The organism is Altericista sp. CCNU0014, assembly GCF_044923475.1.
Taxonomy (GTDB): Bacteria; Cyanobacteriota; Cyanobacteriia; order Thermosynechococcales; family Thermosynechococcaceae; genus JAAURS01.
In genome coordinates this window covers 3,700,649-3,726,064 of the sequence record NZ_CP137338.1, presented here as the reverse complement: position 1 = coordinate 3,726,064, position 25,416 = coordinate 3,700,649, and the positions used below count along the sequence as shown (strand labels likewise).

The following is a 25,416-nucleotide window of genomic DNA, read 5'->3' as shown; positions in this document are numbered from 1 at the left end:
AGAAATAATAGGTAGGGTTGAGTTGTGTGACTCTCGCCTGATTCAATACTACTGCCTTTATTGCGGATTGTTAAGTTCTACAGGTTTCCTTAAGATTTGATGGCGAGCCGGACGGTTATGACGGTATCGACAGGCTTGAAGCGTCGCTCGTTTTTCAACCGGGAGGCCATTTCATGGCACGTCCGCCCAAAATATGGAGGTGGAGGTGGTGGACGGTTTGCCCCCCATCTTCTCCTGTGTTGATGACGGTTCGGTAACCTCGGGTCAGCCCTTCTTGCGCGGCGACGCGCTGGACAGTTAGGAGCAGGTGGCCCAGTAGCGCCCCGTCATCCGGTTCTGCATCCGATAGCTTGGGAATGGGCTTCTTGGGGATGACCAGGATATGAACCGGAGCTTGGGCGTTAATGTCTCGAAAGGCGATCGCCAACTCGTCCTCGTAGACGATGTCGGCAGGAATCTCGCGACGGACGATCTTGCTAAAGAGGGTTTCGGATGCTTCGCTCATAGGGATTAATGGGGGATTAAGGAGAGGAAAGGACGATAGGGAACGGACTGAGAATGCTGCCGTAGATTTTCTGCGAACGAGGGAGCAGTTGGGTCGTGGGACGGGGTTGAAGTACCATTAAATGTATTGCAGGCTGGCATGTAGCCAAGTATTCATTGCCCCGAGCCTTTCACCGTTGCCAGCAGATCCAATACATAGGAAAACATAAACTATGATGCATCCGAGTTTACAGTCGGCGTTTGCAAATCGTTGCGCCCTTAAAATTATCAGCGGACTCCATAACTTTGACGCAGAACGAGTGGCAGCAGTGGTGCGCGCCGCCGATCGAGGCGGTGCGACGTTTGTGGATATCGCAGCCGATCCGGGGCTGGTGGCGATCGCCAAATCCCTCACCCATCTTCCCATTTGCGTCTCGGCGGTCGATCCCCAGCAGTTCGTCGCCTCAGTGGCAGCCGGAGCGGATTTAATTGAAATCGGCAACTTCGATAGTTTTTACAGCCAAGGTCGCCTGTTTAGCGCCGCTGAAGTCTTGGAACTCGCGCGTCAGACGCGGGCCTTGTTGCCTCAGATCGCGCTTTCGGTGACGGTCCCCCATACCTTAGAACTCGACCGTCAGGTTCAGCTTGCCATCGACCTCGTAGAAGCAGGGGCCGATCTCATTCAGACCGAAGGCGGCACCAGCAGCCAGCCCACCCATGCTGGCGCTTTGGGACTCATCGAAAAAGCAGCGCCGACTTTAGCCGCAGCCTATGAAATCGCGCGGGCAGTTTCTGTCCCAGTGCTGTGCGCGTCCGGGTTGTCTGCCGTGACAGCACCCATGGCGATCGCCGCCGGGGCCAGCGGCATTGGAGTGGGTTCTGCGGTCAACCAGCTCAATAGCGAAGTGGCCATGATTGCCGTCGTGCGCAGCTTAGTGGAAGCAATGGCCGTGCAGAACGCGCCCGTAACCTTTCAAGTTCGCTAGAGGCACTGTAGGGGCGCGAGAAGTCTCGCGCCCTTCCCAATCTGTCAAGTCATTGCGGAGGGTCCTATGAGAGCAGTGTTAATGGCGGGGGGCGAGGGAACTCGCTTGAGACCCCTCACCTGCGATTTGCCCAAACCCATGGTGCCTATCCTCAATCGACCTATTGCGGAACACATCATCAACCTGCTCCGGCGTCACAACATTACTGACATCATTGCAACATTATTTTACCTGCCGGATGTCTTTCGCGATTATTTTCAAGATGGCTTCGACCTTGGCGTCAAGCTGACCTATGCCGTCGAAGAAGAATTGGCTTTAGGAACGGCAGGCTGCGTCAAAAACGTCGCGCCGTTGCTCAACGATACGTTTCTGGTCATCAGCGCCGATAGCCTGACCGACTTCGACCTTTCAGCGGCGATCGCCTTCCACCGCCAGCGCCACTCAAAAGCGACCCTCGTGCTCGCGCGAGTGCCCAACCCCATGGAGTTTGGGGTGGTCATGACCGACCGTCAGGGGCGCATTCAGCGGTTCTTAGAAAAGCCTGCTTCGAGCGAAATCTTTTCGGATACGGTCAATACCGGGATTTATATTTTAGAGCCGGAAGTCTTGAACTACCTGCCCGCCCAAACCTCAACGGATTTTTCGACAGATCTATTCCCGCTGTTGTTGGAGCGGGGCTATCCGATGTATGGCTACGTGGCCGAGGGCTACTGGCGAGATATCGGTAGCCTGGATCAGTACCGCGAAGCTCAGTACGACGCGCTCCACAGTAAAGTCTGCCTAGATATGGCTTACCCCGAACGCCAGCATCGGTTTTGGATCGGGGAAAATACCCTCATCGATGCCGAAGCTCAGATCCACCCTCCGGTTTTAATCGGGGGGAACTGCCGCATTGGTGCGAGAGCGATCCTTACCGCAGGGACAGTCCTCGGCGACAATGTCATTGTGGGGGCGAAGGCCGTACTCGAGCGCTCTATTGTTTGGAATGGAGCCATCATTGGCGAGGAAGCCCATCTGCGCGCCTGCGCGATCGCGCGGGGCGCGCGGGTCGATCGACGGGGCAGGGTCTTGGATGGGGCAGTGATTGGAGCGCTGTCTACCGTCGGAGAAGAGGCTCAAGTGAGCGCTGGCATCAGAGTTTGGCCTAGCAAAAGAATTGAGGCGGGCGCGACGCTCAATATCAATTTAGTGTGGGGCAACACCGCCCAGCGCCACTTATTCGGGCAGCAGGGAGTGTCCGGTCTAGCCAATGTAGACATCACCGCGGAGTTTGCCGTGCGGCTGGGAGCAGCCTATGCCTCTACCCTCACTCCCGGATCGCAGGTGATGGTGTCCCGCGACCAGCGCAGTATTTCGCGGATGGTGTCGCGATCGCTGGTTTCTGGGCTGATGTCTGTCGGAATCCAGGTGCAAAACTTAGAGGCGATCGCCCTGCCGATTTCTCGCTGTGCCGCCCGTACCCTGGGCGTCAGCGGCGGCATCCACACTCGCATCCATCCCGAGCGACCGGATTTCGTGCTCATCGAGTTCTTTGACGATCAGGGGATCAATTTATCGAAAACCAAAGAAAAGAAAATTGAAGGAGCGTTCTTTAAAGAAGATTTTCGCCGGGCGACGATCTCCGATATTGGAGACATCACCTACCCGAGCCAAACGCTCAATGCATACGCTTCAGACTTCGAGAAATTGCTCAATATTGCGGGAAACAGCCTCAAGCCCTTTAAGGTCGTCGTCGATTACGTTTATGCGGTATCCGGAGCCGTACTGCCGCACCTGCTGAGTAAGTTTGGCTGCGATGTCGTCGTCCTCAACGCCAGCCTGCGCCAAAGCATTCCCAGCATTGAAGAACGCGAAGAATTGTTAGGCCAATTAGGAGCTGTCGTGAAGGCGCTCAAGGCTAACCTTGGCGTCCAGGTCTCGGCGAATGGAGAGCGTTTCATTCTCGTCGATGACGAGGGCACGGCCATTCATTCCGAAAATTTGACCGCTCTGATGGTCGATATCAGTCTTCGCGCCAATCCCCATCAAATTGTGGTGGTTCCCGCCCACGTTTCTAGTGCAGTCGATGAGATTGCCCGTCGCTATGGCGGCCAAGCGATCCGCACGAAGGTCAACCCGACGGCGCTGATGGAAACCTGCCGCAAAAATTTAGGCGTTGTCTTAGGGGGCAGTGCCGAAACTGGATTTATCTTTCCGCAACTCCACCCAGGGTTTGACGCCATGTTTGCGATCGCCAAACTCATTGAGATGCTGACCCTTCACCGACAAACGCTCCAGCAGCTCATGGCAGATCTGCCGCAGATCCATTACCAAACCCTCACCGTACGCTGTCCTTGGAATCAAAAAGGGAGGCTCATGCGGAATTTAGTTGAAATCTACCCAATCGAGCAAATCGAGCTGATCGATGGCGTAAAAATCAAGCATCCGACCCTTCTGGATCATTGGATTTTGGTTCTACCCGATGCCGACGAACCCCTGGTTCATCTCATTGCCAACGGGAAAGACCGAAACTGGGTTACTCAAATGCTTCAAGACTGTCGCGGTCGAATTCAAACTCTGGAAGCGCTTGAGGGGGCTATTAACGCCGACTTAGAAGCCTCTGGCGTTTAGAGCCAAAACCAGCGCGCTCCAAGCCTTGTCTGGGTTGCTAAGCCGACCCTTCTTGCCCGAACAGATTTTTGCCAATGCAAAGGGATTTCTTAGATTGTTTTAATTGTTTCCAAAGCGTTTTGATTTGGCGGTACGAGTCTTCAGGGGTAATTTTGCCGTTGGATTCTAGACACGTAATATAGCTCACGCGCTGGGCAAATTCCTGAAGATTTGCGTTGAAAACTAGGTTTTCCGGGTTGACAGGACCCCGGTACTGGCTGTGGGGAAAGAGGAAATTCCGTTTGTCTGACATTTTGCCAATACCTTACTAAGTAAAAAGTTGTTGAATAAGGTTATGTTTATCGCTCAAGAGCAACCCATGAATGAGTGTATGAGAGTTTCATTCTACAAACCCGCTCGGGTTTTGTCTGTCCTTAGTTTGCCCTGCACCGCAGAAAAACTCCTATATTTCCATTAAAAAAATCTTAAAAAGCGATCGATGACTTCTTTATTGAGGCGATCGCCAGTTATGTCCTTTAGACCGAGAGCAAAAGTCGTTCTTTATACTAAAACAGTGAATGAAGAACCAACCCTAAAGCTAGGTACGTATGTTCGGAACTGGCATTTCTTTGGAGCGATCGCACCGTACAGCCACCCTTGCCGATCTGCCCCGCATCGTTGAAATTTACAACGCTACGGTTCCCTCTCGGCAGGTCACGGCAGACCTCGAACCCGTGACGGTTGAAAGCCGAATCCAATGGTTCCACGCACACCGACCCGATACCCGACCGCTGTGGGTTGTCGAAGCAAACGATGAGATTTTGGCGTGGTTGAGTTTTTCTGATTTTTACGGTCGCCCAGGCTACAACCGCACTGCGGAGCTGAGCGTGTACGTCGATGCGTCTGCTCGTCGAACGGGGCTGGGCACTTACTTGCTGTCGGAAGCGATCCGTTGCGCGCCCTGCTTAAACTTAGACCGACTGCTGGCGTTCGTTTTCGGACATAACGAGCCGAGCTTAGCCCTATTTCAAAAATTTGGCTTTCAGCAATGGGGGTTCTTGCCCGGTGTAGGTTTACTGGATAACATCGATCGAGATCTCGTCATTCTAGGCTTTAAGATTGAGACTTAGCGGTGGCGATCGCTGCGATCGCCACTGCTCTAACACACCGCTCGTCTCAACCCCAAGGAGTCTCCTTCGCATGGCAAAAGGCCGAAAAGTCACCTTCTACAGCCCCACCTTTAAGAAAGGAGAGCAGGAAGCTGCCTCCGCCTCCATCACCATCCACGTCGGGAGCGGCGATGTCGAAGGCATCATGCAAGTGGTTGCCGAAAAAGGTGGCATCTGGAACGAGAAGCGAACCCTATTCATTCCCTATCCCTGCGCCTTTATCGAGATTGAGGATGTGAAGGAAAAAGACGACTTTGCCGATCTTTTATGAAAATAGCGTTCTTCTAGCCTTCGTTTGGACTGAAATCGCGCAGCATTTTTCTCAGCTCCATCCCGTGCAGTTCCTCTTGACCGATCATGCCCCGCACGTATTCTTCTAGATAGACGCTGGCATCCGCCACGGTATCTAAAAGCTGCTTGTACAAATCGAGAGCTGCTTTTTCGTGGTTGAGGCTTTCGAGCAAAATGTCGTAAATCGAGTGTTTGAAGGTTTCTTCAAGGGGCGCCACGCGCAGCGACGGATGTCCGTCTAACCCTGTAATAATTTCGCCTGCTTGCTGGGCGTGCATTAAGGACTCGCTGGCCTGCCCTTTTAAAAACTGCACGATCGGAATGCGGTTTGGGCCTGTCACCATTAATGAGTAGTGGGTGTAGCGCACCACCCCAGCAAGCTCTGCCTCCATAATGGCATTGAGCAAATAGATGGTTTTATCTCGATCTAGATCTTTCATCGTTTCAGTTTTAGGGATGCTTGAGGTCGAGTCTTTCAGACTGCTTCCTTAATGTAGCTGGGATGGCGATTTCTTTGAAGCAAACGCTCGATTTTTGAAAACAGGAAAAACCATCCGCCCCGTCAAACTTTGGAAATAGATACCCCCAACTGCGATCGAAAACATGTCGTAGCTGTCTGCCTAACAGGTATAGCCGCTGAGTATAGCCAAAAAGTGCGCTCGACATGATGCCAGGGAACCGATCGTCGGGCGAGACTCATCCATCGTCTTTTTAAGATGGCTGACTCGATCTTTGAGCGTTTACCTCGATGGTCTTAACGAGCTTAGAAACTTCATCCGCTGTCATGGCTGGAGCTGCGGGAGGCAACGGGGAAGGCCAAGCTTTGCTTAAGGTTGCCATTGAGGCGGTAATGGCTTTATGCGCTGCTGGGCTATCTTTTGCCAGTGTCGTTGCGATGCCTTTATAAAGTTCGTTGGCGTACGCGACAAACCCGCGAGAGTCTTGATACTCGATTTCCTGAGAAATTTTGCCGTCGGCAATGGCCGCACCATATTCTGCGTTTGCCGTATCTAATAAGCCATTGATAACCTGCAAAACAAACTTGGGATCTTTGCGCTGGGCGTCGGGCACTCTGGCGATCGCCCCTTCAACGGACTGCACGGAGGCCTTGAACTCCGCGTCCACTTTAGCGGGATCTTTGGCACCTGCTTTGACCAAATCCTGGAGGGCAATCAGAGAAGTTTTAAATTCTTTGACTTTGCGCTCGTTGAGCTGATCTTCGACATCCGCATAAATTTCTTCGACGGGGTGTCCGATGTGCGGCTCAGCCCGATCGGGCTTCTTGAGATCGAGTAATTCCTTGGCAACCAAAAGATGCCCCTTCATGAGGCCCAACTTGGTCATGTAATCGATGTCTTTAGCCTCACCCGTAAGCCGAACGTCTTCGACGGTCACCATGTCTTTGATGCGGTCGAACTGCGCTTGGGTGACGACTTTTTTCGCAACCAATTCCTCCACGTTGCCGTAGGGACGGCTGGCCTGGATCTTATCGGATAAGGCCGGAACGCCCAACTTATCCTCGAGCTTATCCAACTCCGACAAAATTGCGTTGTTGATATTAATCGCTTTGCCACCCATGGCGCTGTGGTTCGTTCCCGAACTCATGGGAGAGGATGCGGTAGGGGGCGCGGGGGCAGTGGGATCCTGACTGCTACAGGCAGCCAAGGTCAATAGGCCCACAGCTGAGAGTCCTAAGGCAAGGATGCGACGGTTAGACATGTAAAAATTTTCCACACTTTTACGTTGTAGATCGTGCAGCCTATAAAACCAGGCTACTTTTGCCTAATGCAAACTATTTTTACTTATCGCTGGATAGGCCATTATTTCCTTGTTTAAGAATAGATGTCAATAAGATGCAGGACATTTTCACAAAAGTTCTGGCTTTAGAATCTAGCTTTAGATTTTGGCCTCATTGCTCACCACTTCAAACAGACCCATGCATCCCGCTTCGGCGATCGCATCTTGATGGGGGTGGAACATATACTTGCCCGCATAGGGATAGCTAAACTCTAAAATATGTCGCTCCGCCGTCCCCATCGTAATCACGTCCGTTTCTTCGCTGGGCTGGAGCGATCGCCCCGTCCGAATCACCTGGAACATATTGGCATGAAGGTGAAACGTAACTGCGGCGTCAAATTCAATCATGTTTAGGACATACAGCCGAACGAGCTGATTCTGCTGGATGGGAATGGGATGGTGCATGTAGTAGTGCGGCAGCCCGTTAAACGCATACAGCTCGTTTTTTTTGTCGTCATTCACGTCGTAGCCCGCCATGATCAGGATCATTTCGTCTGCTGGGGGGCGCGGCTGTGGCGGGTCGATGATAAACATGCCGTATAGACCTTTGCCCACATGTCGGGTGACGGGAGCGACATGGCAGTGGTAAAGGTGAACGCCAAACGGTTTGGCATCGAACTCGTAGATCGCCACGCTGCCATTGCGAATGGGTTTGACCCCATCCATTTCAGCTGGATGCACGCCATGAAAATGGAGCGAGTGGGAGCGCCCCGCTCGGTTGTAAAAGATGACGCGAATCCGATCGCCTTCCGTTGCCCGAAACGTCGGCCCTGGCACTCGTCCGTTCAAGTTCCAAGTAATGAAGGAATGGGCGGCATCCAGTTTGATGGAAGAGGTCTGGGCTTCTACGCGAAATTCTCTGATAGTTCGTCCGTTCTCTCGGCGGACCGTGCCGCGATCGAAATCCCGCAGCATCGCGAGCGGCGTTGTGGCTTGTCCGGCGATCGGCCCGCGATCGGGAGATGGCGGCACGGTGACGGTCGATCGCGGCTTGATATTTTTCAGTTGGCTGAGGGCAGCGATCGCTCCAGTACTCCCAACCCCAGCTAATAAACCCCATTTCAACAATTGACGGCGATTCGGTGCGAGCTTATCTGGCTCTGTTGGCTTTGGCATGATGAGCGAACTCGCTAACTCACAAACACAGTAATGAGAAGTATTAGCACTAAATCTGATTTTTATAAAAGTATATAAGATTTTTATTTTTAAGAAAGATTCCTATTAATACCGAAGGTGCGATCGTTGGGCAAGCGCTTTAAAACGCCTAAACCAGGGACTGTAATCCCCTGGTTTAGGTGCTAAGGATCGTGGATTAAATAACCCCAGCGATTAAAATCGCGGCTACAAGAACAAAACCTGCCTGCGCAGGTTGAAATCCACTCTTAGTCCGCGTCGGCGGACATCGTTCTTGTAGGCGCGGTTTCAACCGCCAGCAAAATCTTGGCTATAATGTGGCCGCTCGACAAGACTCAAAATACTTCGTGAGGGCAGTGGGCAAGCCCGTACTGGGATCCGTCGAACCGCTAAACTGGGCCTTCATTAAAATGCCAATGGCCTGCCCTTGCGTATGCTGCGCCTGCATATTTTTCATGGAACACTGACACATCTGCTGGGCTTGAGCGGCGCTCTTTCCTTTGGCTCGAAGTTTTTCGGAGCAACCAGTGGTATAGCGGCTAATCAATGTCGGGCTGTATTTATAGGCCGTCTTAGCGGATGAGTTAGGGGTTGACGGCGCTGCAGAAACTGCCGAGAACGGTGTTAAAGCGGCACCGACTAACCCGACAGTCACAATTAAACCAGACATTAGCGGAATGGGGTTAGCCATGTTGTGCTCCTAGAGTGAATTCAACAGTAGAGGTGAATAAAGAAAGATGCGGTAGCTGGCTCAGCAATCTTTAGATTAGGTTTGAGTTATTACTTAAGCCTATGATATTGGTCACCACAGCGTGAGATCCATATCACAGCCATAAAAAAAGACAATTCTTCTTTAATTCATGCTTTAATTCATGCCGTATCGTAGGGTATCGAGCCAGTTCAACGGTCAGTGACGAAGAATGGGAATCTCAGGTTTCCCTTACCGCAAAATAAATGGGGGCCGTGAAGGACTGATAGAATGAGCAAGCCGTCGCTGAACCTCGTCAACTAAATCTGCCATGCAACCTCGTCGCATTGCCCGTGAGTTAGCGCTACTGAGCGCCAGTCAAATGCCCTCGAATTCTGTAAAGCTCTCCGCACAAGAACTGCAATCGTTTGTCTTGGCTGCGGTGCGAACGTTGGTCGGAGAAGTCAAAGATGCGATAGAAACCGCCTCCCTAGAGCTGAAGAGAAGCAGCGATCGCCTGGAAAAAAGCAGGGTCTTCTCGGCAGATATTCAAAGCGCTCAGGCAATGCTCTCCGATTCGCTTGAATTAGCCCAGACTGCTATTAATCGCCTTGGGACCGCTGTCGATCTGCCAGAGCTGATTCAGATTGCCAGCCAGCACGACGTCAGAGAATACGCGCTTGCGTTAGTGCGGTCGCTCCACGAGCGCGCTCCAGAAATCGACGCAATTTTAGAGGCTTCTTTAGTTGAATGGCAGCTTACCCGCGTGGCGCAGATCGATCGAAACATTCTAAAAATTGCCGTTGCAGAAATCCACTTTTTAGAGGTGCCCGAGCGCATTGCCATCAATGAAGCAGTGGAATTGGCAAAGCGCTACAGCACTGAAGACGGACACAAGTTTGTGAACGGCGTTCTGCGTCGCGTTAGCCGACAACTTGCGGGGCTGCCCCAGTCAGAATCTAGGTAGCCGTAGCGAGAATTCCTCTCAAAAAAATGGCATTGTTTTAATTGAATGCCCGACATTCCGTAGGAGCACGCCAGCACGCACCCCTACGGAACGGTCGCTAAAATCTTCTAGGCTGCTGCAAATTTCTCGGCAACAAAATCCCAATTGACCAGGCTATTGAGGAAGGTTTCCATGTAGTCCGGGCGGCGATTTTGATAGTCGAGGTAGTAAGCATGTTCCCACACGTCCATGGTTAAGAGGGGAACTTGCCCTTGGGTGAGCGGATTATCTGCATTTCCGGTTTTGGTCACCTTAAGCGTGCCGCTGTCCAAAACAAGCCACGCCCAACCGCTGCCAAACTGGGTTGCGCCCGCTTGCTTGAACGCCGTTTTAAACTCGTCAAAGCTACCGAAGTCGGCATTGATTTTGTCTGCCAAGGGACCGTAGGGCGCACCGCCGCCGTTCGGTTTCATGCAATGCCAGTAAAAGGTATGATTCCAGGCTTGGGCGGCATTGTTGAAGATACCCACCTTATCCTTATCGCCAGAGGTTGTTTTAATGACTTCTTCAAGAGGAAGGCTGTCAAGGGGTGTTTCTTTTACCAAATTATTGAAATTGGTAACGTAGGCGGCGTGGTGTTTGCCATAGTGAAACTGTAATGTATTGGCCGAAATATGCGGCTCTAAACCAGTCTCAGGATAAGGCAAAGTTGGAAATTCGTAAGCCATGACGTTCGATCCTCTTTACAATGATGAGAATAAAATCTGGAAAAGCGTGAAACTCAGCGCTTTAGACAGATTTCAGCTTTAGCTAAACCGCAGACCTTGCGGCAGCGCAGAAGCAACTTGCCCTGTAAGCCTATCGACATAATCTTATCAAGGAGTGCTTCATTCAAGAGCAGCCTATTGATGGATAGAGAGCGGGATGCTCGATCGGTAGATTAGTCTAAGGTCGATATTAGGGCTACGCCTGCTTCTAGATTGTAAATAAATGGGTTCGCGTTCGCTGGGATGGCGGAATGCTGCATCCTGTCCAGAAACCCTTAGCCTCTGCGACAATAGGAGTTTTGCCCCCTCATCGGTTTTCTATGGATGGCCTCGGTTTTAAGCTCGACCTTAAGGGTCTCATGTCTTTCAAGGCAACGCTCGTCTTTGCCTGTTTGGGCTTTATGCCGCTCTCTTGGGCTGCTGAGTCTCTCCAATGGGGAGACTTTGCGGTGTTCAGTACGTCGGTGCTGGCGATCGTTCCCCTTTCGATTATTTTGAGTACGGCGACGGAAAAGATTGCAGTGGTGACAGGTCCTTCCCTGGGTGGGTTGGTGAATGCCATTTTTGGGAATGCGACGGAGTTGATTTTGGCGTTGGTGGCGCTCAAGGCAGGGTTGGTCGATATTGTGGAGGCCAGTATCACGGGCAGCATTTTGGGGGCGCTGCTGTTGTTGTTGGGGTTGGGCATGCTAACGGGGGGCTTGCGCTATAAGGAGCAATCTTTTAAGCCGATTTTTGCGCGGGTCAACGGGTCGTTTATGACGCTGGCGGTGGTGGCGATCGCCCTCCCTACGCTTGTCACCTATACGTCCAATATCGTAGACCCTAGTGCCATCCGCCATATTTCGATGGCGACTGCGACGGTTCTCATTGTGTTGTACGGGCTAACGCTGTTGTTTTCTTTAAAAACTCACAGCTATCTTTACGATGTCGGTCTGGCAGAGGGAGAAATTGCGCCCGACGAAGCAACTTTGGCTTCTCGTAAATCCGCGCTGGGCAGTTGGATTGCAGTTTTACTGGCGGCCTCGATCGGCATTGCGTTCGAGTCCGATCTCTTTGTGGGGGTGGTGGAGTCGGCCACGCAGGGGTTGGGCTTAACGCCGTTGTTCACGGGGGTTATTCTGCTGCCGCTGATCAGCGATGTAGCAGGCTACGTTACCATTACCCGTCTCGCGCTCAAAGATGAAATGGATCTGGCTGTCTCTACTGTGACAGGGGATAGCTTGCTGATTACGCTCTTTATTGCACCCGTGCTGGTATTCGTAGGAGAGCTATGGGGGAAGCCCATCGATCTCAATTTCAATCCTTTTGAGGTGGTGGCTCTGGCGATCGCCGTGACGGTCACGAATCTGGTCAGCTTTGGCGGTCGCTCGAATTGGCTGGATGGGGCACTGTTGCTAGCGACCTATCTATTGCTGGGGGTTTCGTTTTATTACCATCCCGCGTAATTTCCTGAGACGATGAAATGGCGATCGCTCACCAGCTTCACTGCCAAATATTCCAGTTGTGCCTGCTGGAGCTGAACGAGGACTTCATCGATGCTGTACGCGGCTAAGAGCGAATTATAAAAATCCTGGCGCAAAACTTCGAGTTCGTTGGCAGCGTACCGATCGACCAGTCGGGCAGCGACTTCAGCATTGTCGGGACGCATCAAATCCATTATAAAAATGGCAGCATCGGGCTTTGCCCATCGATGGATCGACTGCCATAGAATCTTGGGGTCGGCAAGGTGGTGGAGCAGGCTATTAGAAAAAATCAAACCGTAGCGATCGCGGGGTGCGTTTCCCGCTGGTAAGTAGGCTTCGCTCAGAGTAACGCGCCCATCTAAGCCTGCCTTTTGCACCGCCTCGCGACCATAGTGCAGCATCGCTGGGGAACCATCTAGACCGTCTACAGACCAATCGGAAAAAGCCCGCGCAAATCGAATGGCAATATCAGCGGGGCCGCAGCCGAGGTCTAAAGCCGTGCCAGTTTGGGGCAAATTTGGCAACGATTGCCGCAGTAGCTCAATGCAGTAATTGTGAGGCTCCTCGAAGTCTGCACGAGCGTAGGCGTAAGCCTGCTCCAAGCCGTTCATCAGGTCTGGTTCGGGGGTCCGTTTCATTGTCGATCTAACATTGGGCGACGCCTTCTTCGCGGGCGGCTTGCTCTACAGCGGCTGCGACTGCTGTTGCCACGCGCTCGTCGAAGACAGAGGGGATGATATGGTCTGCGGCTAACTCTTGGGGGCTGACGAGGGCAGCGATCGCATGGGCCGCCTCCAGATGCATCGTCGCGGTAATGGTTGCGGCGCGGCAGTGGAGCGCACCCCGAAAAATGCCGGGGAAGGCCAACACGTTGTTAATTTGGTTGGGGTAGTCGCTGCGGCCCGTCGCCATCACCGCCACCAACCCTTGCGCCAACTCCGGCTGAATTTCGGGCACCGGATTCGCCATGGCAAAGACAATCGAGTCCTTTGCCATCCGTTTCAGCATCTCAGGCGTCAACACCCCTGGTGCGCTCACCCCTAGAAACACGTCGGCATCCTTGAGCGCTGTGGCGAGATCGCCCGTGGCATCTACGGCAAACTCCTGCTTTTCGGGGGTGAGGTTGGGGAGGGAGGTGCTGATGATTCCCTGGCGATCGCACAGCCAAATTGTATTTGCCCCCGCTTTGCGCAACAGCCGCCCAATGGCAACCCCCGCCGCGCCTGCGCCGTTAATGACAATTTTGACGTTTTCTAAAGACTTCCCGACTAACTTGAAGGCATTGGTCAGCGCCGCCAGCACGACGATCGCCGTACCGTGCTGATCGTCATGAAACACAGGGATGTTTAGTTCGCGCTGGAGCCTTGCTTCCACTTCAAAACAGCGGGGAGCGCTAATGTCTTCGAGGTTAATGCCGCCAAAAACAGGCGCAATGCGCTTGACGGTTTCGACAATTTCATCCACGTCCTGGGTGGCCAAACAGACAGGGAATGCATTGAGCTGCCCAAACTCCCGAAACAACAGCGCTTTGCCTTCCATGACGGGCAAGGCGGCCTCCGGGCCGATGTTGCCCAGCCCCAATACGGCGCTGCCATCGGTGACGACGGCCACGGTGCTTTGTTTGATGGTGAGTTCGTAAACGCGGTCGGGGTCTTGGGCGATTGCCATACAAATCCGACCCACGCCGGGGGTGTAAGCCATGGCCAGTTCGTCCTGACCTTGGAGGGGCAGTTTGCTACTGGTAATGAGTTTGCCGCCCTGATGCAGTTCGAAGGTGCGGTCTCGAACCGATAAAACCTGGATTTCGAGCTGGTCTTTGAGGGACTGCACAATGGCGTCGGCGTGTTCTTGACTGGCAGCATCAATCGTGATGTCGCGGGTGACAGAAGTGCGATCGCGCTGCACCACTTCAATATCGCCAATGCTGCCCCCGGCTTCGCCAACGGCCTGCACCACCCGCGCCAGCATTCCAGCATGATTGGGGATTTGAACTTGAACGGTAATGCTGTAGCTGGGGTTGGGCGTCAGTTGAACCATAGTGCAGTTTGTTCCTCGATCTCAAAGCGATATAGCAGCTTATTTATCTTATGCTGAACTGCTATCGCAAAGGCTGCACGGATGTTAGGGAGCTATGGCCGGTCTTCAAAAAACTCATCGTCCCATTCAGGATCGGTCAGGGGGCGACTGGGCGGTCGGATCACGCGATAGTCTGCATCCACCACGCGATCGCTGCCGGGCTGTTTTCTCTCCCTGCGGCGGGAATCCGAGCCATTCTCATTTTCTTCAAACAGATGGCTCCAGCGCGATTGTTGCGGCGTATCGTCGTAGTCGTAGTCTTCTTCTTCCGGCGAAAGCTTCGCACCAGGGGTTCGCGCGTCATACTCCGTGGCGGAAACCTTGGACGGTCTGCCGTGCCAATCTCGCGCGGCGGGTTGATACCAGTCCGACGCGCTGGCATGCGAGGCAGTCCGAGAAGACCGATAGGTAGAGGCTTTAGATCGGCGCGTTTTGGCCTTGCGGGCGGAGCGCTGAAACCAGGGACGTCGGGGAGTTCGCAATGCTGGCGCGCCCTGCAACAGATACTGTAAAAGCGCGCCAACCAGCAGCCCGAGCAATACCGAGAGGAGTAACGCCAGCCCGAGGGAAATCGGTTGAGTGGGTATCCCCAGAATCGTAATGGTTAAAGGCACGGCATTTTGCAGCACTAGAGCAGCAGCAATGCCGATCGACAGCGCGACAAGCACAATTCTGATTAAAGGCATGGCAACCTCCTGATGTTTTGCGGTCGACCCATACCGCCATTTTGACCCATTCCGTTCATTCCTCGGCGATCGCTTCCCACAACGCTACTAGGATAGCGTTTGAGAATAAAAACCCTTCGGGATCGCTCAGCCGCAGGTCGCCGTTAGGGGTGAGTTCCACCCATCCATTATCGCGATAGGGCTTCAGGCGTTGCAGTAACGGCTCGATAAATGCTGTACCAAAGTTTTGCGCTAAGGCGTTGAGGGCAACGCCCTGGGTGCGCCTCAGACCCACCATAAAGGTTTCAAACAGACGATCGTTAGCCGAAGTCACGGGTGCGTCGATCGGGCCGCCCTGTTCGATGTAGTTGACCAGCCACTGCGCGTAGCTTTCCCGGCTGCGGGGGCGGCTGAAGCGTTGCCCCCGCACGTAGCTGGCGGCTCCCATGCCGAAGCCGTAGTAGGATGCATTGCGCCAGTAGACCAGGTTATGGCGACATTCAAATCCAGGCCGGGCGTAGTTCGAAATTTCGTAGTGTTCGTACCCAGAGGCTTGTAGGGCTTGGGAGGCCAATCGATACATTTGAGCCGTCGTGTTATCGCTGGGGAGCGGGCCTTCCCCTGGATCAAACCGCTTCCCGAAGACGGTGCCCGGCTCCAACACGAGGTCGTAGGCCGAAAGGTGCTGCGGGGCTAGGGCGATCGCCGCGTTCAACGAGTCTTCCCACTGCGCGAGGGTTTGGTTGGGCAGTCCTGAAATCAGATCCAGGCTCAAGTTGTCGTATCCCGCCTGCCGCAATAGATCTACGGCTGCATAAATGTCTGGCGTCCGGTGGGTGCGCCCGCAGTCGCGCAGCAATTCATCCTGAAAGGCTTGCGAACCCAAACTGACGCGGTTTACCCCAGCCTGCCGATAGCCTTGGATTTGGTCTGAGGTAAATGTCCCAGGATCCATCTCCATCGAAATCTCTGGCCGTTCTGCCAATCCGAATTGCTGGCCGAGGGTTTCTACAATTCGATGGACTTGCTCTACTGCGAGCAAGGAAGGCGTTCCGCCTCCAAAAAAGATGGTTTGGAGCGGTTGACCTTGAGACGGCGTCGCGCGGATTTCTTGGCACAGCCAGTCTACGTACTGCTGAATGCCGAGAGAGGTTTCTCCTCGAAGGCGATCGCCGATGACCGAAACCGGAAAATCGCAGTAAAAACAGCGCCGCCGACAAAACGGGATATGCACGTAGGCTGCTGTCGGCTGGTCCCACGTTTCAGCCTGGGAAAGCGCCGTATCGATTTCTGAGAACGCGAGGGCCATGGGGATTCCTGCTACGACAATCCATTTTACCCTTGGCCGCAAGGCCGGGTTTAGCCGCGATGAGCGATAAAGTTAGACTGTTATTACTGAATCGGAGACTTGTGCGATCCAGATTCAAGAATTGAGAAAATTGGCTATGCTTACCGTCACCCATCCCGATCGCCCGCAGCATTCTTCTGGAGTGATGCTGCAAGGCATCACATGGCAGACTTACCAGTCTCTCGTGCAGGAGTTGGAATCTCAGCCTGCCAAGCGCTTGACCTATGACAATGGCGTACTGGAGATTTTTATGCCTTTACCGCCCCATGAGACCTATAAACGGTTGTTGGGGCGTTTGGTTGAGATTGTGACGGAGGAGATGAATCTAGAAATCCGCAGTTTGAGTGCTTCGACTTGGAGTCGAAAGGATCTGCTCAAGGGGGTTGAGGCGGATGAGTGCTATTACATTCAGAATGAAGCAATTGTGCGGGGCAAAATGGAAATCGATCTGGCGATCGACCCGCCGCCGGATTTAGCCATCGAAATTGATATCAGCAATCCTTCTTTGCCCCGATTGCCAATTTATGCGGCCCTGGGCGTGCCGGAGGTTTGGCAGTTTGATGGAGAAAGCTTCAAGATTTTGGGGTTGACTGCGACCGAGTACATTCCACAATGTCAATCTCTCGCGCTGCCGATGGTCACGGTAGAGGCGGTGCAAAGATTATTGATTCGTGCCCAGGAGATGGGCGAAACCAGTTGGGCTAAGGCGGTGCGTCAGTGGGCAAAGGAGCAAGGCGATCGCGTTGTCTAGAACCCTGCTGCTTGAAAGTCTTTTCCCGCATATAACAGGGGCATTTTATGAATTGTGGCTGCTGCCGCTGCAAAACAATCTCCGTAGTTGAGTTGAGCGGGATGACCGCCTCCTTTGCCGTAGCGCTGGTATAGTTCTAGGCCCTTGAGTGCCAAAGTCCGATCGACGGGAACGTAGTCTAGGTCTAAATGCGCTAGCAATGCTTCAACCTCGGTTAATAACCCTTTGCGTAGGGCCACGATCGTGAGTTCTTGCAATGTGCCGCAAGACATCAGTAATTCTGGTGCCTCGATCGCCTGTTGGTAAAGGGTTTCCCAATGGGGTTCTTGCAATGCGATCGCCATGACCGCTGAGGTATCCACAATCATTTCGGCAAGCCATCTTCGTCGTAGAGCGAATCTGGCACAAAGTCATTCGCTTTCTGAGAGGCAGCAGACTGAATGGCCGATAAATGTTCTGCGAGTTGAGTTTGCCGCCGTTGCCGCCGCAGTTCTCGATATTCGCGCTCTAAGGCTGCTTTCACGATCTCTGTAGGACCCTGACCCGTTAATTCGCGCAGTCGCTTGATGAGGGAATCCACTTCGGCGTTTTTAATATTGATAGCCATAGTTTCTATACTGGATATCTAGAGATTAATTCTAGACTTTCTTTCTGTAATTCTGCCAATAAGCTGGTTTCGGCTGTGGCTGTAAGGAATGGGTTAGCCCGCAAGACAGAAGGTTTGTGAAGTTTGCGATCGCTGCAAGCCTGTTTTGGGCATACTGAGGATTGGAGTGTATTCATAGTCTTGTTGAGACTCTACACGTCTAGGACAAAGCTTCACTTACTCTTTAGGAAAGGTCTACTCAAAATGCGATCGCGCGTTAGGTTTTTAGCATGACCCATTCTCGACCGCAGCTTATTATCCGCGCTGGGGAGTCTGAGCGTCTGTATTGGCAGGATTTATGGCGCTATCGCGAGTTATTTTATTTTTTGGCTTGGCGCGATATTTTGGTGCGCTATAAGCAGACGGCGATCGGGATTGCGTGGGCGTTGCTGCGACCTTTGCTGACGATGATCGTATTTACGGTGGTGTTTGGGGCGATCGCCAAGCTGCCGTCGAATGGGGTGCCCTATCCGATTCTGGTGTTTGCGGGGTTGCTACCTTGGCAATTTTTCAGCAATGCTTTAGCTGAATGCAGCAATAGTTTGATTGGCAACTCGAATTTACTGTCTAAGGTTTATTTCCCTCGGCTAATTATTCCCACAAGTTCTGTCATCGTGAGCTTTGTCGATTTTCTGATTTCTGGGATGATTTTGTTAGGATTGATGGCCTGGTATAACTTTTTACCGTCTTGGCGGATTGTAGCGCTACCTGTATTTACGTTAATGGCTTTTTTGGCTTCGATGGGCGCGGGGCTGTGGCTGGCCGCGCTGAACGTACAGTATCGAGATTTTCGGTTTGTGGTGCCTTTTTTGATCCAGTTTGGGCTATACCTATCGCCTGTCGGGTTTAGCAGTAGTGTGATACCGGAGAGGTGGCGTCTGCTGTATTCGCTGAATCCAATGGTAGGAGTGATTGACGGGTTTCGGTGGGCTATTACGGGTCAATCCAGTGTTTTGTCGGGCTGGACAACGTTGCTTTCGATGGCGGTTGTGCTGGCGCTGTTTTGCAGCGGGATCTGGTATTTCCGCAAGATGGAACGAACCTTCGCTGATGTGATTTAGGAAGGTGAATATTGATTATGTCTGATACGGTAATCAAGGTCGAAAATCTTAGCAAAAAATATATTATCAGGCACCAACAGGCTCAGCAGTACACGGCGCTTAGGGATGTTATCGCTGATGGGGTCAAGTCTATAGGTCGTCATCTTTCTGGTTCTAAGCAAGATCTTGCAATGGGTTCGACACAGGAGGAGTTTTGGGCTCTGAAGGATGTGTCGTTTGAGGTGAAGCAGGGCGATCGCATTGGCATCATTGGACGCAATGGTGCGGGGAAGTCAACACTACTAAAGATTTTGAGCCGCATTGTAGAGCCAACCCTAGGTGAAGTTACCTTAAATGGACGAGTAGCTAGCCTATTGGAAGTAGGTACAGGTTTTCATCCAGAATTAACGGGAAGAGAAAATATTTTTCTCAACGGAGCTATCTTGGGCATGAGCCGATTAGAAATTAGCAAAAATTTTGATGAGATTGTTGAATTTTCGGAAGTTGAGAAATTTTTAGATACACCTGTAAAACGCTATTCTTCGGGAATGTATGTACGACTAGCATTTGCTGTTGCAGCCCATCTAGAACCAGAAATTCTAATCGTTGACGAGGTTTTGGCGGTAGGAGATGGAGCATTTCAGAAAAAATGCTTAGGTAAAATGGGAGAAGTTGCAAAGGAAGGCAGAACTGTTATATTCGTTAGTCACAATATGCAAGCTATTAGGCGTTTATGTTCTAGTGCAATCTATTTTAGTCAAGGAAAAGTCGAAGAAGTTTCGACAGTTGAAGAAGCAATTCAGATTTACTCTAGCCAAGAGTCTCGCACAAATTATTGTGTTGACTTAAATTCTATTCCTAGAAAGAATGATTTTGGGGAAAAAGCACGACTACTTTCCTTGAGATTATCTCAAGGTACCGAATTTAGTTATGGAAAGCCTTTAAGCTTGATATTTACAATCAACTGTTTTCAAAAAATAGACAATCTCTTGGTCGGAATCGGGTTTGATAATATAACAGGTTCAAGAGTTATGACTCTCGACTCCGATCACGATCAACCACCCTTAAATATAGGGACTGGTTTGCATGATATAAATTTTTATTTGGACAGGAATCCACTTCATCCTGGATTTTATTCAATTGCTATAGCATTACATTCAAATACTTATCCATTAGATGCAATCAATGATACATTAACTTGGGAATCTACTTCTAGCTCTAGTGATTTAGTAGGAGATCGAGGCTATGGAGGATGTCGTTTGCCTGTTAAAATATGTGTGTCACGATTGACTCTTTAAATGCGATTTGCAACTTATTAATGATGAAATTTAGAAAATAAATTTAATATATTTTACTTGCGCTAGTGCTCTCAATAAATGATGTTTCTGGGTTAGAAAGTTTTATTCGTAGAGGATTCATGATTTTATATTGACACTTCTTGAATACTACAGACTAATTAGTACAATTTAATTATTTTTGGTGGACTAATGAATGTAATTTACGATATATCCTTGCTAGGGATAGGGCACAATGATCCTATAAATAAGGTGGGCATCTACCGAGTTGTAGAAGACCTAGTATATGAACTGGCAAAAATGGGTGAGTGTGATCTTACTTTTAGCGCAACTTCACAGCTAGATTGCTTACTACAATGTTTGAAATACTTGTCGGAAAATCCCGATCTTAATAATACGCTTGTGGGACATTCTGATACCAAGAAGTTTGTCGGAAAAAGAATTGATTACTTGAATGGTAAAATTTATAATGAAGTAGGATTAAAACGCTTTTTACTGAAGGTTCTAAGAAAGTCGCTTAGGTACAGTAATAAGTTTTTCCCTAGTACTATAGATAAGAAAATATTAAACGCAGCAGATATCTTTCATACACCTTGTTATCCAATACCTTCCATCATAAAAGAATCAAAAAAAATTAAAAATTTTATAACAATCTATGATTTAATTCCAATCTTGCATCCACATTATTGTAGAGGCACAAATAACAGAGATTTCATAAAGTCTGTCTTAAAAAGTGTGGGTAGAGACGGTTATGTAGCTTGTATTTCAGAGTCAACCAAAAATGATTTGTGCAATTACGTAAAAGATTTCGATCCTTCTAAGGCATTTATAACTTACTTAGCTGCTAATACTGATATATTTTATCCCTGTAAAGATTTAGAAAAATTAAAGTCTATAAAACTTAAATACAATATTCCTCTTGATGCTAAGTATGTGCTAAGCATATGTACTTTAGAACCTAGAAAGAATATTGATCACGTTATTCGATGCTTTGCAAATTTAATTCTAGAAGAACATCTTACGGATCTGTATCTTGTTCTAGTAGGTGTAAAAGGGTGGAGTTATCAAAGTATTTTTGAAGAGATTGAAAATCATAGTTTTGTGAAAAAACGAATAATTCTTACAGGATATGTTGCCGATCAAGATTTGGCAGCGTTATATAGTGGCTCACTGGTATTTACCTATCTTTCTTTTTATGAAGGCTTTGGCCTGCCACCATTAGAAGCTATGCAATGTGGAATTCCCGTCATAACATCAAATACTTCTTCACTGCCTGAAGTAGTTGGAAACGCTGGAATAATGTTAGATCCACTAGATAAGGATAGCTTATGTCAGAATATCCTTGAAATATATAATAGTTCCCTAACAAGAGAGCAAATGTGTATAGCCTCAATTGAAAGAGCTAAAAAGTTTAATTGGAGAAATTGTGCAAATCAAACAATCGAAGCATATAAAGTATCGCTTGAAGAATAAGATAGTCGTCAATATCTTTGATTCTGTTAACTAACCCTTTAAAAAGTAGTTTTTAGAGAAAAGAACAAAGGTTGTTAAGTAAGTTTATTAAATATTTATGAAAATAAAAGTTGCTTATGATATTTCATTTCTAGTTAAAGAACTTAAACGGCAAGATCATAAATCTGGTATTTTTAGAGAGACTGAGGAACTAATGCATGCATTAGGGAATAAAGGTGGTATCGAATTATTTTTGTCATGCATATGTATTGAAAAAAACTTAATATTTAACTCCGTAAAATTTCTATCATGTATCCAGAAAGAGCCAACTTGGGCAAAATATAAGCACATTGATGTATTTAAGAGTCGCCTAGGAATTAAATCATTTTATGAAAAATATTATTCTTTTAATCATCCAGAAGAATCTAATATCGATCATAACCATTCATTGAAGTTAGCTTACAACAAGGGAATATTCCAATTAATATCACTGTTTGATGCTTACCAAAAAATTGATTGGCAGAGTGTAGACATAATACACTCTACGTATCATAAACTCCCTTCAAAAAAAATAACAAAAAAAATTCCTAGAGTTCTGACGATACAGGACTTAATCCCAGTAGTTAAACCTGACCTTGTTGCTCCATCCTTAAACAAGGCATTTAAAGACACACTTAGTAGTGTTGATTTAAAGGATGATTGGATTATTTGTATTTCTGAGCATACAAAGCAAGAATTTTGTGAGTACACGGGATTTCCTTTAGAACGTACCTTTGTTACTCATTTGGCAGCGGCAAAGCATTTCCATCCAGTTAAAGATCTTGAAGCTATAGACAGTGTTCGGAAACTTTATAGGATTCCCGAAGGAAATTATTTTCTTAGCCTTGCTACCCATCTTGCCCCACACAAAAATCTTATTCATCTTATTCGTTGTTTTTATAAGTTAAAAGAGGAGCAACCTAATCTAAATGTTAAACTTGTTTTAGCAGGTTCAAAACATTATAGGCTAGCGGAAATAATTAATAGCATTGATTCTTCTTCTAAACTTAGTTCGAGCGTAATATTTACAGGTTATGTAGAAGATACCGACTTAAGCGCTTTATATAGCGGTTCTTCTGCTTTCATTTTTCCTTCTCTATATGAGGGTTTCGGCTTACCCCCTTTAGAAGCAATGCAATGCGGAACACCTGTAATTACATCGAATGTCACTTCATTACCAGAAGTTGTTGGAGATGCAGGTCTTATGGTCAATCCTGCGGATGAAGATGAACTTTGTCAGGCAATGCTAACAGTGCTGAATGATAAAGATCTAGCTCAAGAACTTCGATATAAAGGCTTAATTCGATCCAAAAATTTTAGTTGGTCAAAGTGTGCAGCAGATACTGTGGAAGTGTACAAAAAAGTTTTAAATAGTCGATAAATAAGTTTGGCTATTTAGAGTATAAAGATAAAGCTTATTGACCTGCTATAGCTGATTTTTAAGAAAAAATGGTTTTTACATGATGAAAACTGCCTTGATTTGTGGAATTTCTGGACAAGATGGAGCCTACCTTACTCAATTGCTTCTCAATAAAAGCTATGTCGTATATGGGACTTCTCGTGATGCACAGATGTCATCATTTCGAAACTTATTTCGACTTGGAATTCTTGAGAAAGTCAAGTTGGAGTCTATGGCACTTAATGACTTTAGGAGCGTCTTACAAGTTCTGGTAAAAGTTAAACCTGACGAAGTTTATAACTTAGCTGGTCAGAGTTCTGTTGGTTTATCTTTTGGACAACCAGTAGAGACCTTAGAAAGCATAGCAACAGGTACGCTTAATCTCTTAGAAGCTATTCGTTTTTTAGGTGAACCAATTAAATTTTATAATGCTGGTTCTAGCGAATGTTTTGGGAATAGTGGGAATCATGCGGCTGATGAAAATACCCCATTTCGTCCACGAAGTCCATATGGAGTTGCAAAAGCAGCGTCATTTTGGGAAGTAGCTAATTATCGCGAAGCTTATAATATATTTGCTTGTTCAGGTATCTTATTTAATCACGAATCTCCATTACGTCCAGAGCGGTTCGTTACACAAAAAATTATTACTTCAGCCTGTAAAATTGCATTAGGGCTTCAAGACCATAAGTTATCCTTAGGAAACCTTACGATTGAGAGAGACTGGGGTTGGGCACCTGAATATGTAGAAGCAATGTACTTAATGCTTCAAGAGGAAAATCCAGATGATTATGTTATTGCAACTGGTATTTCTCATAAATTAGAAGACTTTGTGCATAGTGTCTTTGCAAAGCTGAATTTGGATTGGAGCAATCATGTTGTTGTCGATTCAAGCCTCCTACGACCAACTGACATCGCGTTTGGCAAAGGGAACCCAGCTAAAGCAGAACAACATCTAGGATGGAAAGCAAAAAGTTCCATGACTGAAGTTATAGAAATGATGATTGAAGAAAAGCTAGGATATTTAAAGAATATTAATCAATAATAATTTATACGGATGAAAATTATAATAGCTAATTAAATATATGAGAGTTGCATATGACGTGACTATGCTTGGCTTAGGATTTATTAATCCTAAAGCTAGGACAGGAATTTACAGAGCTGTAGAATCCCTTTTTAATACTATTGTTGACCAGCAGTCGGTAGAACTAGTCGCCACTACACTTAATCAAACAAGTCAGATATGGGACAGTATCAGTACTAGATTGTATTTTGAACAATTTTCCGATAAAGATAATATTTTATTTGAGCACTATACTAGCCAATTTCATTTAGACTTTATCTATGAAATAGCAATTAAAACCCAAAAAATACTTATTCAAAAATACATTAACAATAACTCTCTTTTTTACAAAGGGTCTCTAGCAATTCGTATTCCTTTTGATTATATAGCAAAAATTGATGTAGCTTTGCAAAAAACTTCTCAATTATTTGACGTTTATCATTCGCCTCATCATCCTCTGCCCGATCGAGATCTTATAGGTAATATTCCAAGAATACTCACAATTTATGATTTAATTCCTAGAATTCATCCTGAGTGGATGACGAAGGGTAAAGTTCATCTGTTTGATACTATTTTACAAAGCCTTGATGTTGATAGAGACTGGGTTATTTGCAATTCTGAATTTACAAAACAAGATATTCTCCGACTCTTTAATATTAAAGCCGAACGAATTTTTGTAATTCCTCTAGCGGCTGCGAATCATTTTAATTTTGTATCTAAAAGGGAAATTATTAATTCAGTGTTGTGCCGCTATGGGATTCCGAATAAACCTTATTTCCTGAGTCTTTCAACTTTAGAACCTCGTAAGAACTTAGCTTTTTTGATTAATTGCTTTGGCCGACTGCTCGCAGAAATGCCTGGTTTAGACTTTAATCTTGTTTTAGTTGGAGTTAATGGCTGGAAAAATACAGATATTTTTCATGCTATTCAGAAAATTCCTGAATTACAATCTCGTGTTATTTTTACAGGATATATTCCTGATGTTGACCTAAGTGCAATTTATAGTGGTGCCACTGCTTTTATTTATCCCTCTCTTTATGAAGGGTTTGGCTTACCACCATTAGAAGCTATGCAATGCGGCGTTCCGGTTATCTCTTCAATTGCAAGTTCTTTGCCTGAGGTTGTTGGAAATGCTGGATTAATGATCGATCCATTAGACCAAGATGCCCTCTGCCAGGCCCTTCTTACCGTAGGTAGTGATAGTCTTCTTCGGTCTAAGTTATCCCAGCTTTCACTAGATCGTGCGCGGAAATTTAGCTGGCTTTATTGTGCTGAGCAGACTGTGCAAGTTTATCGAACCGTTGTGGATGCTAGTTGATTCTAAATTAT

Annotated in this window: 26 protein-coding genes; 13 read left to right on the top strand and 13 right to left on the bottom strand. The window is 48.3% G+C overall.

The window, feature by feature from the left end; translation table 11 throughout:
- Positions 1-154: 154 nt before the first annotated feature.
- Positions 155-505 carry a histidine triad nucleotide-binding protein gene (locus tag R6H26_RS17750; RefSeq protein ID WP_404784231.1) on the bottom strand — a complete coding sequence of 117 codons (351 nt, stop codon included), beginning with the start codon at positions 503-505 and terminating at the stop codon, positions 155-157.
- A 211-nt stretch (positions 506-716) separates the two neighbouring features.
- On the opposite strand from R6H26_RS17750, the gene R6H26_RS17745 reads away from it, so the two are divergent.
- Complete coding sequence (locus R6H26_RS17745) at positions 717-1,469, top strand: DUF561 domain-containing protein (RefSeq protein ID WP_404784229.1); 753 nt, start codon at positions 717-719, stop codon at positions 1,467-1,469.
- A 66-nt stretch (positions 1,470-1,535) separates the two neighbouring features.
- Positions 1,536-4,079 (top strand): sugar phosphate nucleotidyltransferase, encoded by a 2,544-nt coding sequence (locus R6H26_RS17740; protein ID WP_404784227.1) that lies wholly within the window; start codon positions 1,536-1,538, stop codon positions 4,077-4,079.
- A 37-nt stretch (positions 4,080-4,116) separates the two neighbouring features.
- On the opposite strand, the gene R6H26_RS17735 is transcribed toward R6H26_RS17740, so the two are convergent.
- Positions 4,117-4,371, bottom strand: coding sequence for a hypothetical protein (locus R6H26_RS17735; RefSeq protein WP_404784225.1), 255 nt, complete (start codon positions 4,369-4,371; stop codon positions 4,117-4,119).
- Positions 4,372-4,666: 295 nt separating this feature from the next.
- On the opposite strand from R6H26_RS17735, the gene R6H26_RS17730 reads away from it, so the two are divergent.
- Positions 4,667-5,188 (top strand): GNAT family N-acetyltransferase, encoded by a 522-nt coding sequence (locus tag R6H26_RS17730; protein WP_404784224.1) that lies wholly within the window; start codon positions 4,667-4,669, stop codon positions 5,186-5,188.
- Between the two features lie 70 nt (positions 5,189-5,258).
- The gene (locus R6H26_RS17725; RefSeq protein WP_404784222.1) at positions 5,259-5,498 is read left to right on the top strand and encodes a hypothetical protein; all 240 of its coding nucleotides are present in this window, start codon (positions 5,259-5,261) and stop codon (positions 5,496-5,498) included.
- A gap of 13 nt (positions 5,499-5,511) precedes the next feature.
- On the opposite strand, the gene R6H26_RS17720 is transcribed toward R6H26_RS17725, so the two are convergent.
- The 4 genes from R6H26_RS17720 to R6H26_RS17705 form a co-directional block, all read right to left on the bottom strand.
- A complete protein-coding gene (locus tag R6H26_RS17720) occupies positions 5,512-5,958 on the bottom strand; it encodes a bacterioferritin (RefSeq protein WP_404784221.1) in 447 nt (148 codons plus the stop codon).
- Between the two features lie 271 nt (positions 5,959-6,229).
- Positions 6,230-7,237 carry a helix-hairpin-helix domain-containing protein gene (locus tag R6H26_RS17715; RefSeq protein ID WP_404784219.1) on the bottom strand — a complete coding sequence of 336 codons (1,008 nt, stop codon included), beginning with the start codon at positions 7,235-7,237 and terminating at the stop codon, positions 6,230-6,232.
- A 177-nt stretch (positions 7,238-7,414) separates the two neighbouring features.
- Positions 7,415-8,431 (bottom strand): multicopper oxidase domain-containing protein, encoded by a 1,017-nt coding sequence (locus tag R6H26_RS17710; RefSeq protein WP_404784217.1) that lies wholly within the window; start codon positions 8,429-8,431, stop codon positions 7,415-7,417.
- A 328-nt stretch (positions 8,432-8,759) separates the two neighbouring features.
- Positions 8,760-9,140 carry a hypothetical protein gene (locus tag R6H26_RS17705; RefSeq protein WP_404784215.1) on the bottom strand — a complete coding sequence of 127 codons (381 nt, stop codon included), beginning with the start codon at positions 9,138-9,140 and terminating at the stop codon, positions 8,760-8,762.
- A gap of 328 nt (positions 9,141-9,468) precedes the next feature.
- On the opposite strand from R6H26_RS17705, the gene nusB reads away from it, so the two are divergent.
- Entirely contained in the window at positions 9,469-10,104 is a 636-nt protein-coding gene (gene nusB, locus R6H26_RS17700; RefSeq protein WP_404784213.1) for a transcription antitermination factor NusB, read from the top strand.
- Between the two features lie 107 nt (positions 10,105-10,211).
- Here the strand turns inward: nusB and R6H26_RS17695 are convergent, their stop codons facing one another.
- Entirely contained in the window at positions 10,212-10,811 is a 600-nt protein-coding gene (locus R6H26_RS17695; protein ID WP_404784211.1) for a superoxide dismutase, read from the bottom strand.
- 398 nt (positions 10,812-11,209) lie between these two features.
- Between R6H26_RS17695 and cax the strand changes: the two genes are divergently transcribed.
- Entirely contained in the window at positions 11,210-12,298 is a 1,089-nt protein-coding gene (gene cax / locus R6H26_RS17690) for a calcium/proton exchanger (RefSeq protein ID WP_404791364.1), read from the top strand.
- Here the strand turns inward: cax and R6H26_RS17685 are convergent.
- The 4 genes from R6H26_RS17685 to hemW all read right to left on the bottom strand — a co-directional run bounded on the left by R6H26_RS17685 (position 12,283) and on the right by hemW (position 16,366).
- Positions 12,283-12,954, bottom strand: coding sequence for a class I SAM-dependent methyltransferase (locus R6H26_RS17685; RefSeq protein WP_404784209.1), 672 nt, complete (start codon positions 12,952-12,954; stop codon positions 12,283-12,285). The genes cax and R6H26_RS17685 overlap by 16 nt on opposite strands.
- A gap of 7 nt (positions 12,955-12,961) precedes the next feature.
- A complete protein-coding gene (locus R6H26_RS17680) occupies positions 12,962-14,353 on the bottom strand; it encodes an NAD-dependent malic enzyme (protein WP_404784207.1) in 1,392 nt (463 codons plus the stop codon).
- Positions 14,354-14,445: 92 nt separating this feature from the next.
- Entirely contained in the window at positions 14,446-15,078 is a 633-nt protein-coding gene (locus tag R6H26_RS17675; RefSeq protein WP_404784205.1) for a hypothetical protein, read from the bottom strand.
- A gap of 55 nt (positions 15,079-15,133) precedes the next feature.
- Complete coding sequence (hemW, locus tag R6H26_RS17670) at positions 15,134-16,366, bottom strand: radical SAM family heme chaperone HemW (RefSeq protein WP_404784203.1); 1,233 nt, start codon at positions 16,364-16,366, stop codon at positions 15,134-15,136.
- Positions 16,367-16,502: 136 nt separating this feature from the next.
- Between hemW and R6H26_RS17665 the strand changes: the two genes are divergently transcribed.
- The gene (locus tag R6H26_RS17665; RefSeq protein WP_404784201.1) at positions 16,503-17,156 is read left to right on the top strand and encodes a Uma2 family endonuclease; all 654 of its coding nucleotides are present in this window, start codon (positions 16,503-16,505) and stop codon (positions 17,154-17,156) included.
- On the opposite strand, the gene R6H26_RS17660 is transcribed toward R6H26_RS17665, so the two are convergent.
- A complete protein-coding gene (locus tag R6H26_RS17660) occupies positions 17,153-17,524 on the bottom strand; it encodes a type II toxin-antitoxin system VapC family toxin (RefSeq protein WP_404784199.1) in 372 nt (123 codons plus the stop codon). The two genes, R6H26_RS17665 and R6H26_RS17660, sit on opposite strands and share 4 nt — an antisense overlap.
- Positions 17,521-17,763, bottom strand: coding sequence for a type II toxin-antitoxin system VapB family antitoxin (locus R6H26_RS17655; protein ID WP_404784197.1), 243 nt, complete (start codon positions 17,761-17,763; stop codon positions 17,521-17,523). The genes R6H26_RS17660 and R6H26_RS17655 overlap by 4 nt, the downstream gene beginning before the upstream one ends.
- A gap of 269 nt (positions 17,764-18,032) precedes the next feature.
- Between R6H26_RS17655 and R6H26_RS17650 the strand changes: the two genes are divergently transcribed.
- The 6 genes from R6H26_RS17650 to R6H26_RS17625 all read left to right on the top strand — a co-directional run bounded on the left by R6H26_RS17650 (position 18,033) and on the right by R6H26_RS17625 (position 25,405).
- Entirely contained in the window at positions 18,033-18,863 is an 831-nt protein-coding gene (locus tag R6H26_RS17650; RefSeq protein WP_404784195.1) for an ABC transporter permease, read from the top strand.
- A gap of 17 nt (positions 18,864-18,880) precedes the next feature.
- Positions 18,881-20,140, top strand: coding sequence for an ABC transporter ATP-binding protein (locus tag R6H26_RS17645; protein WP_404784193.1), 1,260 nt, complete (start codon positions 18,881-18,883; stop codon positions 20,138-20,140).
- A gap of 189 nt (positions 20,141-20,329) precedes the next feature.
- Positions 20,330-21,610, top strand: a complete 1,281-nt coding sequence (locus R6H26_RS17640) for a glycosyltransferase family 4 protein (RefSeq protein ID WP_404784191.1) — start codon at positions 20,330-20,332, stop codon at positions 21,608-21,610.
- Positions 21,611-21,707: 97 nt separating this feature from the next.
- A complete protein-coding gene (locus R6H26_RS17635; protein ID WP_404784189.1) occupies positions 21,708-23,009 on the top strand; it encodes a glycosyltransferase family 4 protein in 1,302 nt (433 codons plus the stop codon).
- Between the two features lie 79 nt (positions 23,010-23,088).
- Positions 23,089-24,069: a GDP-mannose 4,6-dehydratase gene (locus R6H26_RS17630; protein WP_404784187.1), complete on the top strand. Its 981-nt coding sequence runs from the start codon at positions 23,089-23,091 to the stop codon at positions 24,067-24,069.
- A 64-nt stretch (positions 24,070-24,133) separates the two neighbouring features.
- Positions 24,134-25,405, top strand: a complete 1,272-nt coding sequence (locus R6H26_RS17625; RefSeq protein WP_404791363.1) for a glycosyltransferase family 4 protein — start codon at positions 24,134-24,136, stop codon at positions 25,403-25,405.
- Positions 25,406-25,416 lie beyond the last annotated feature (11 nt).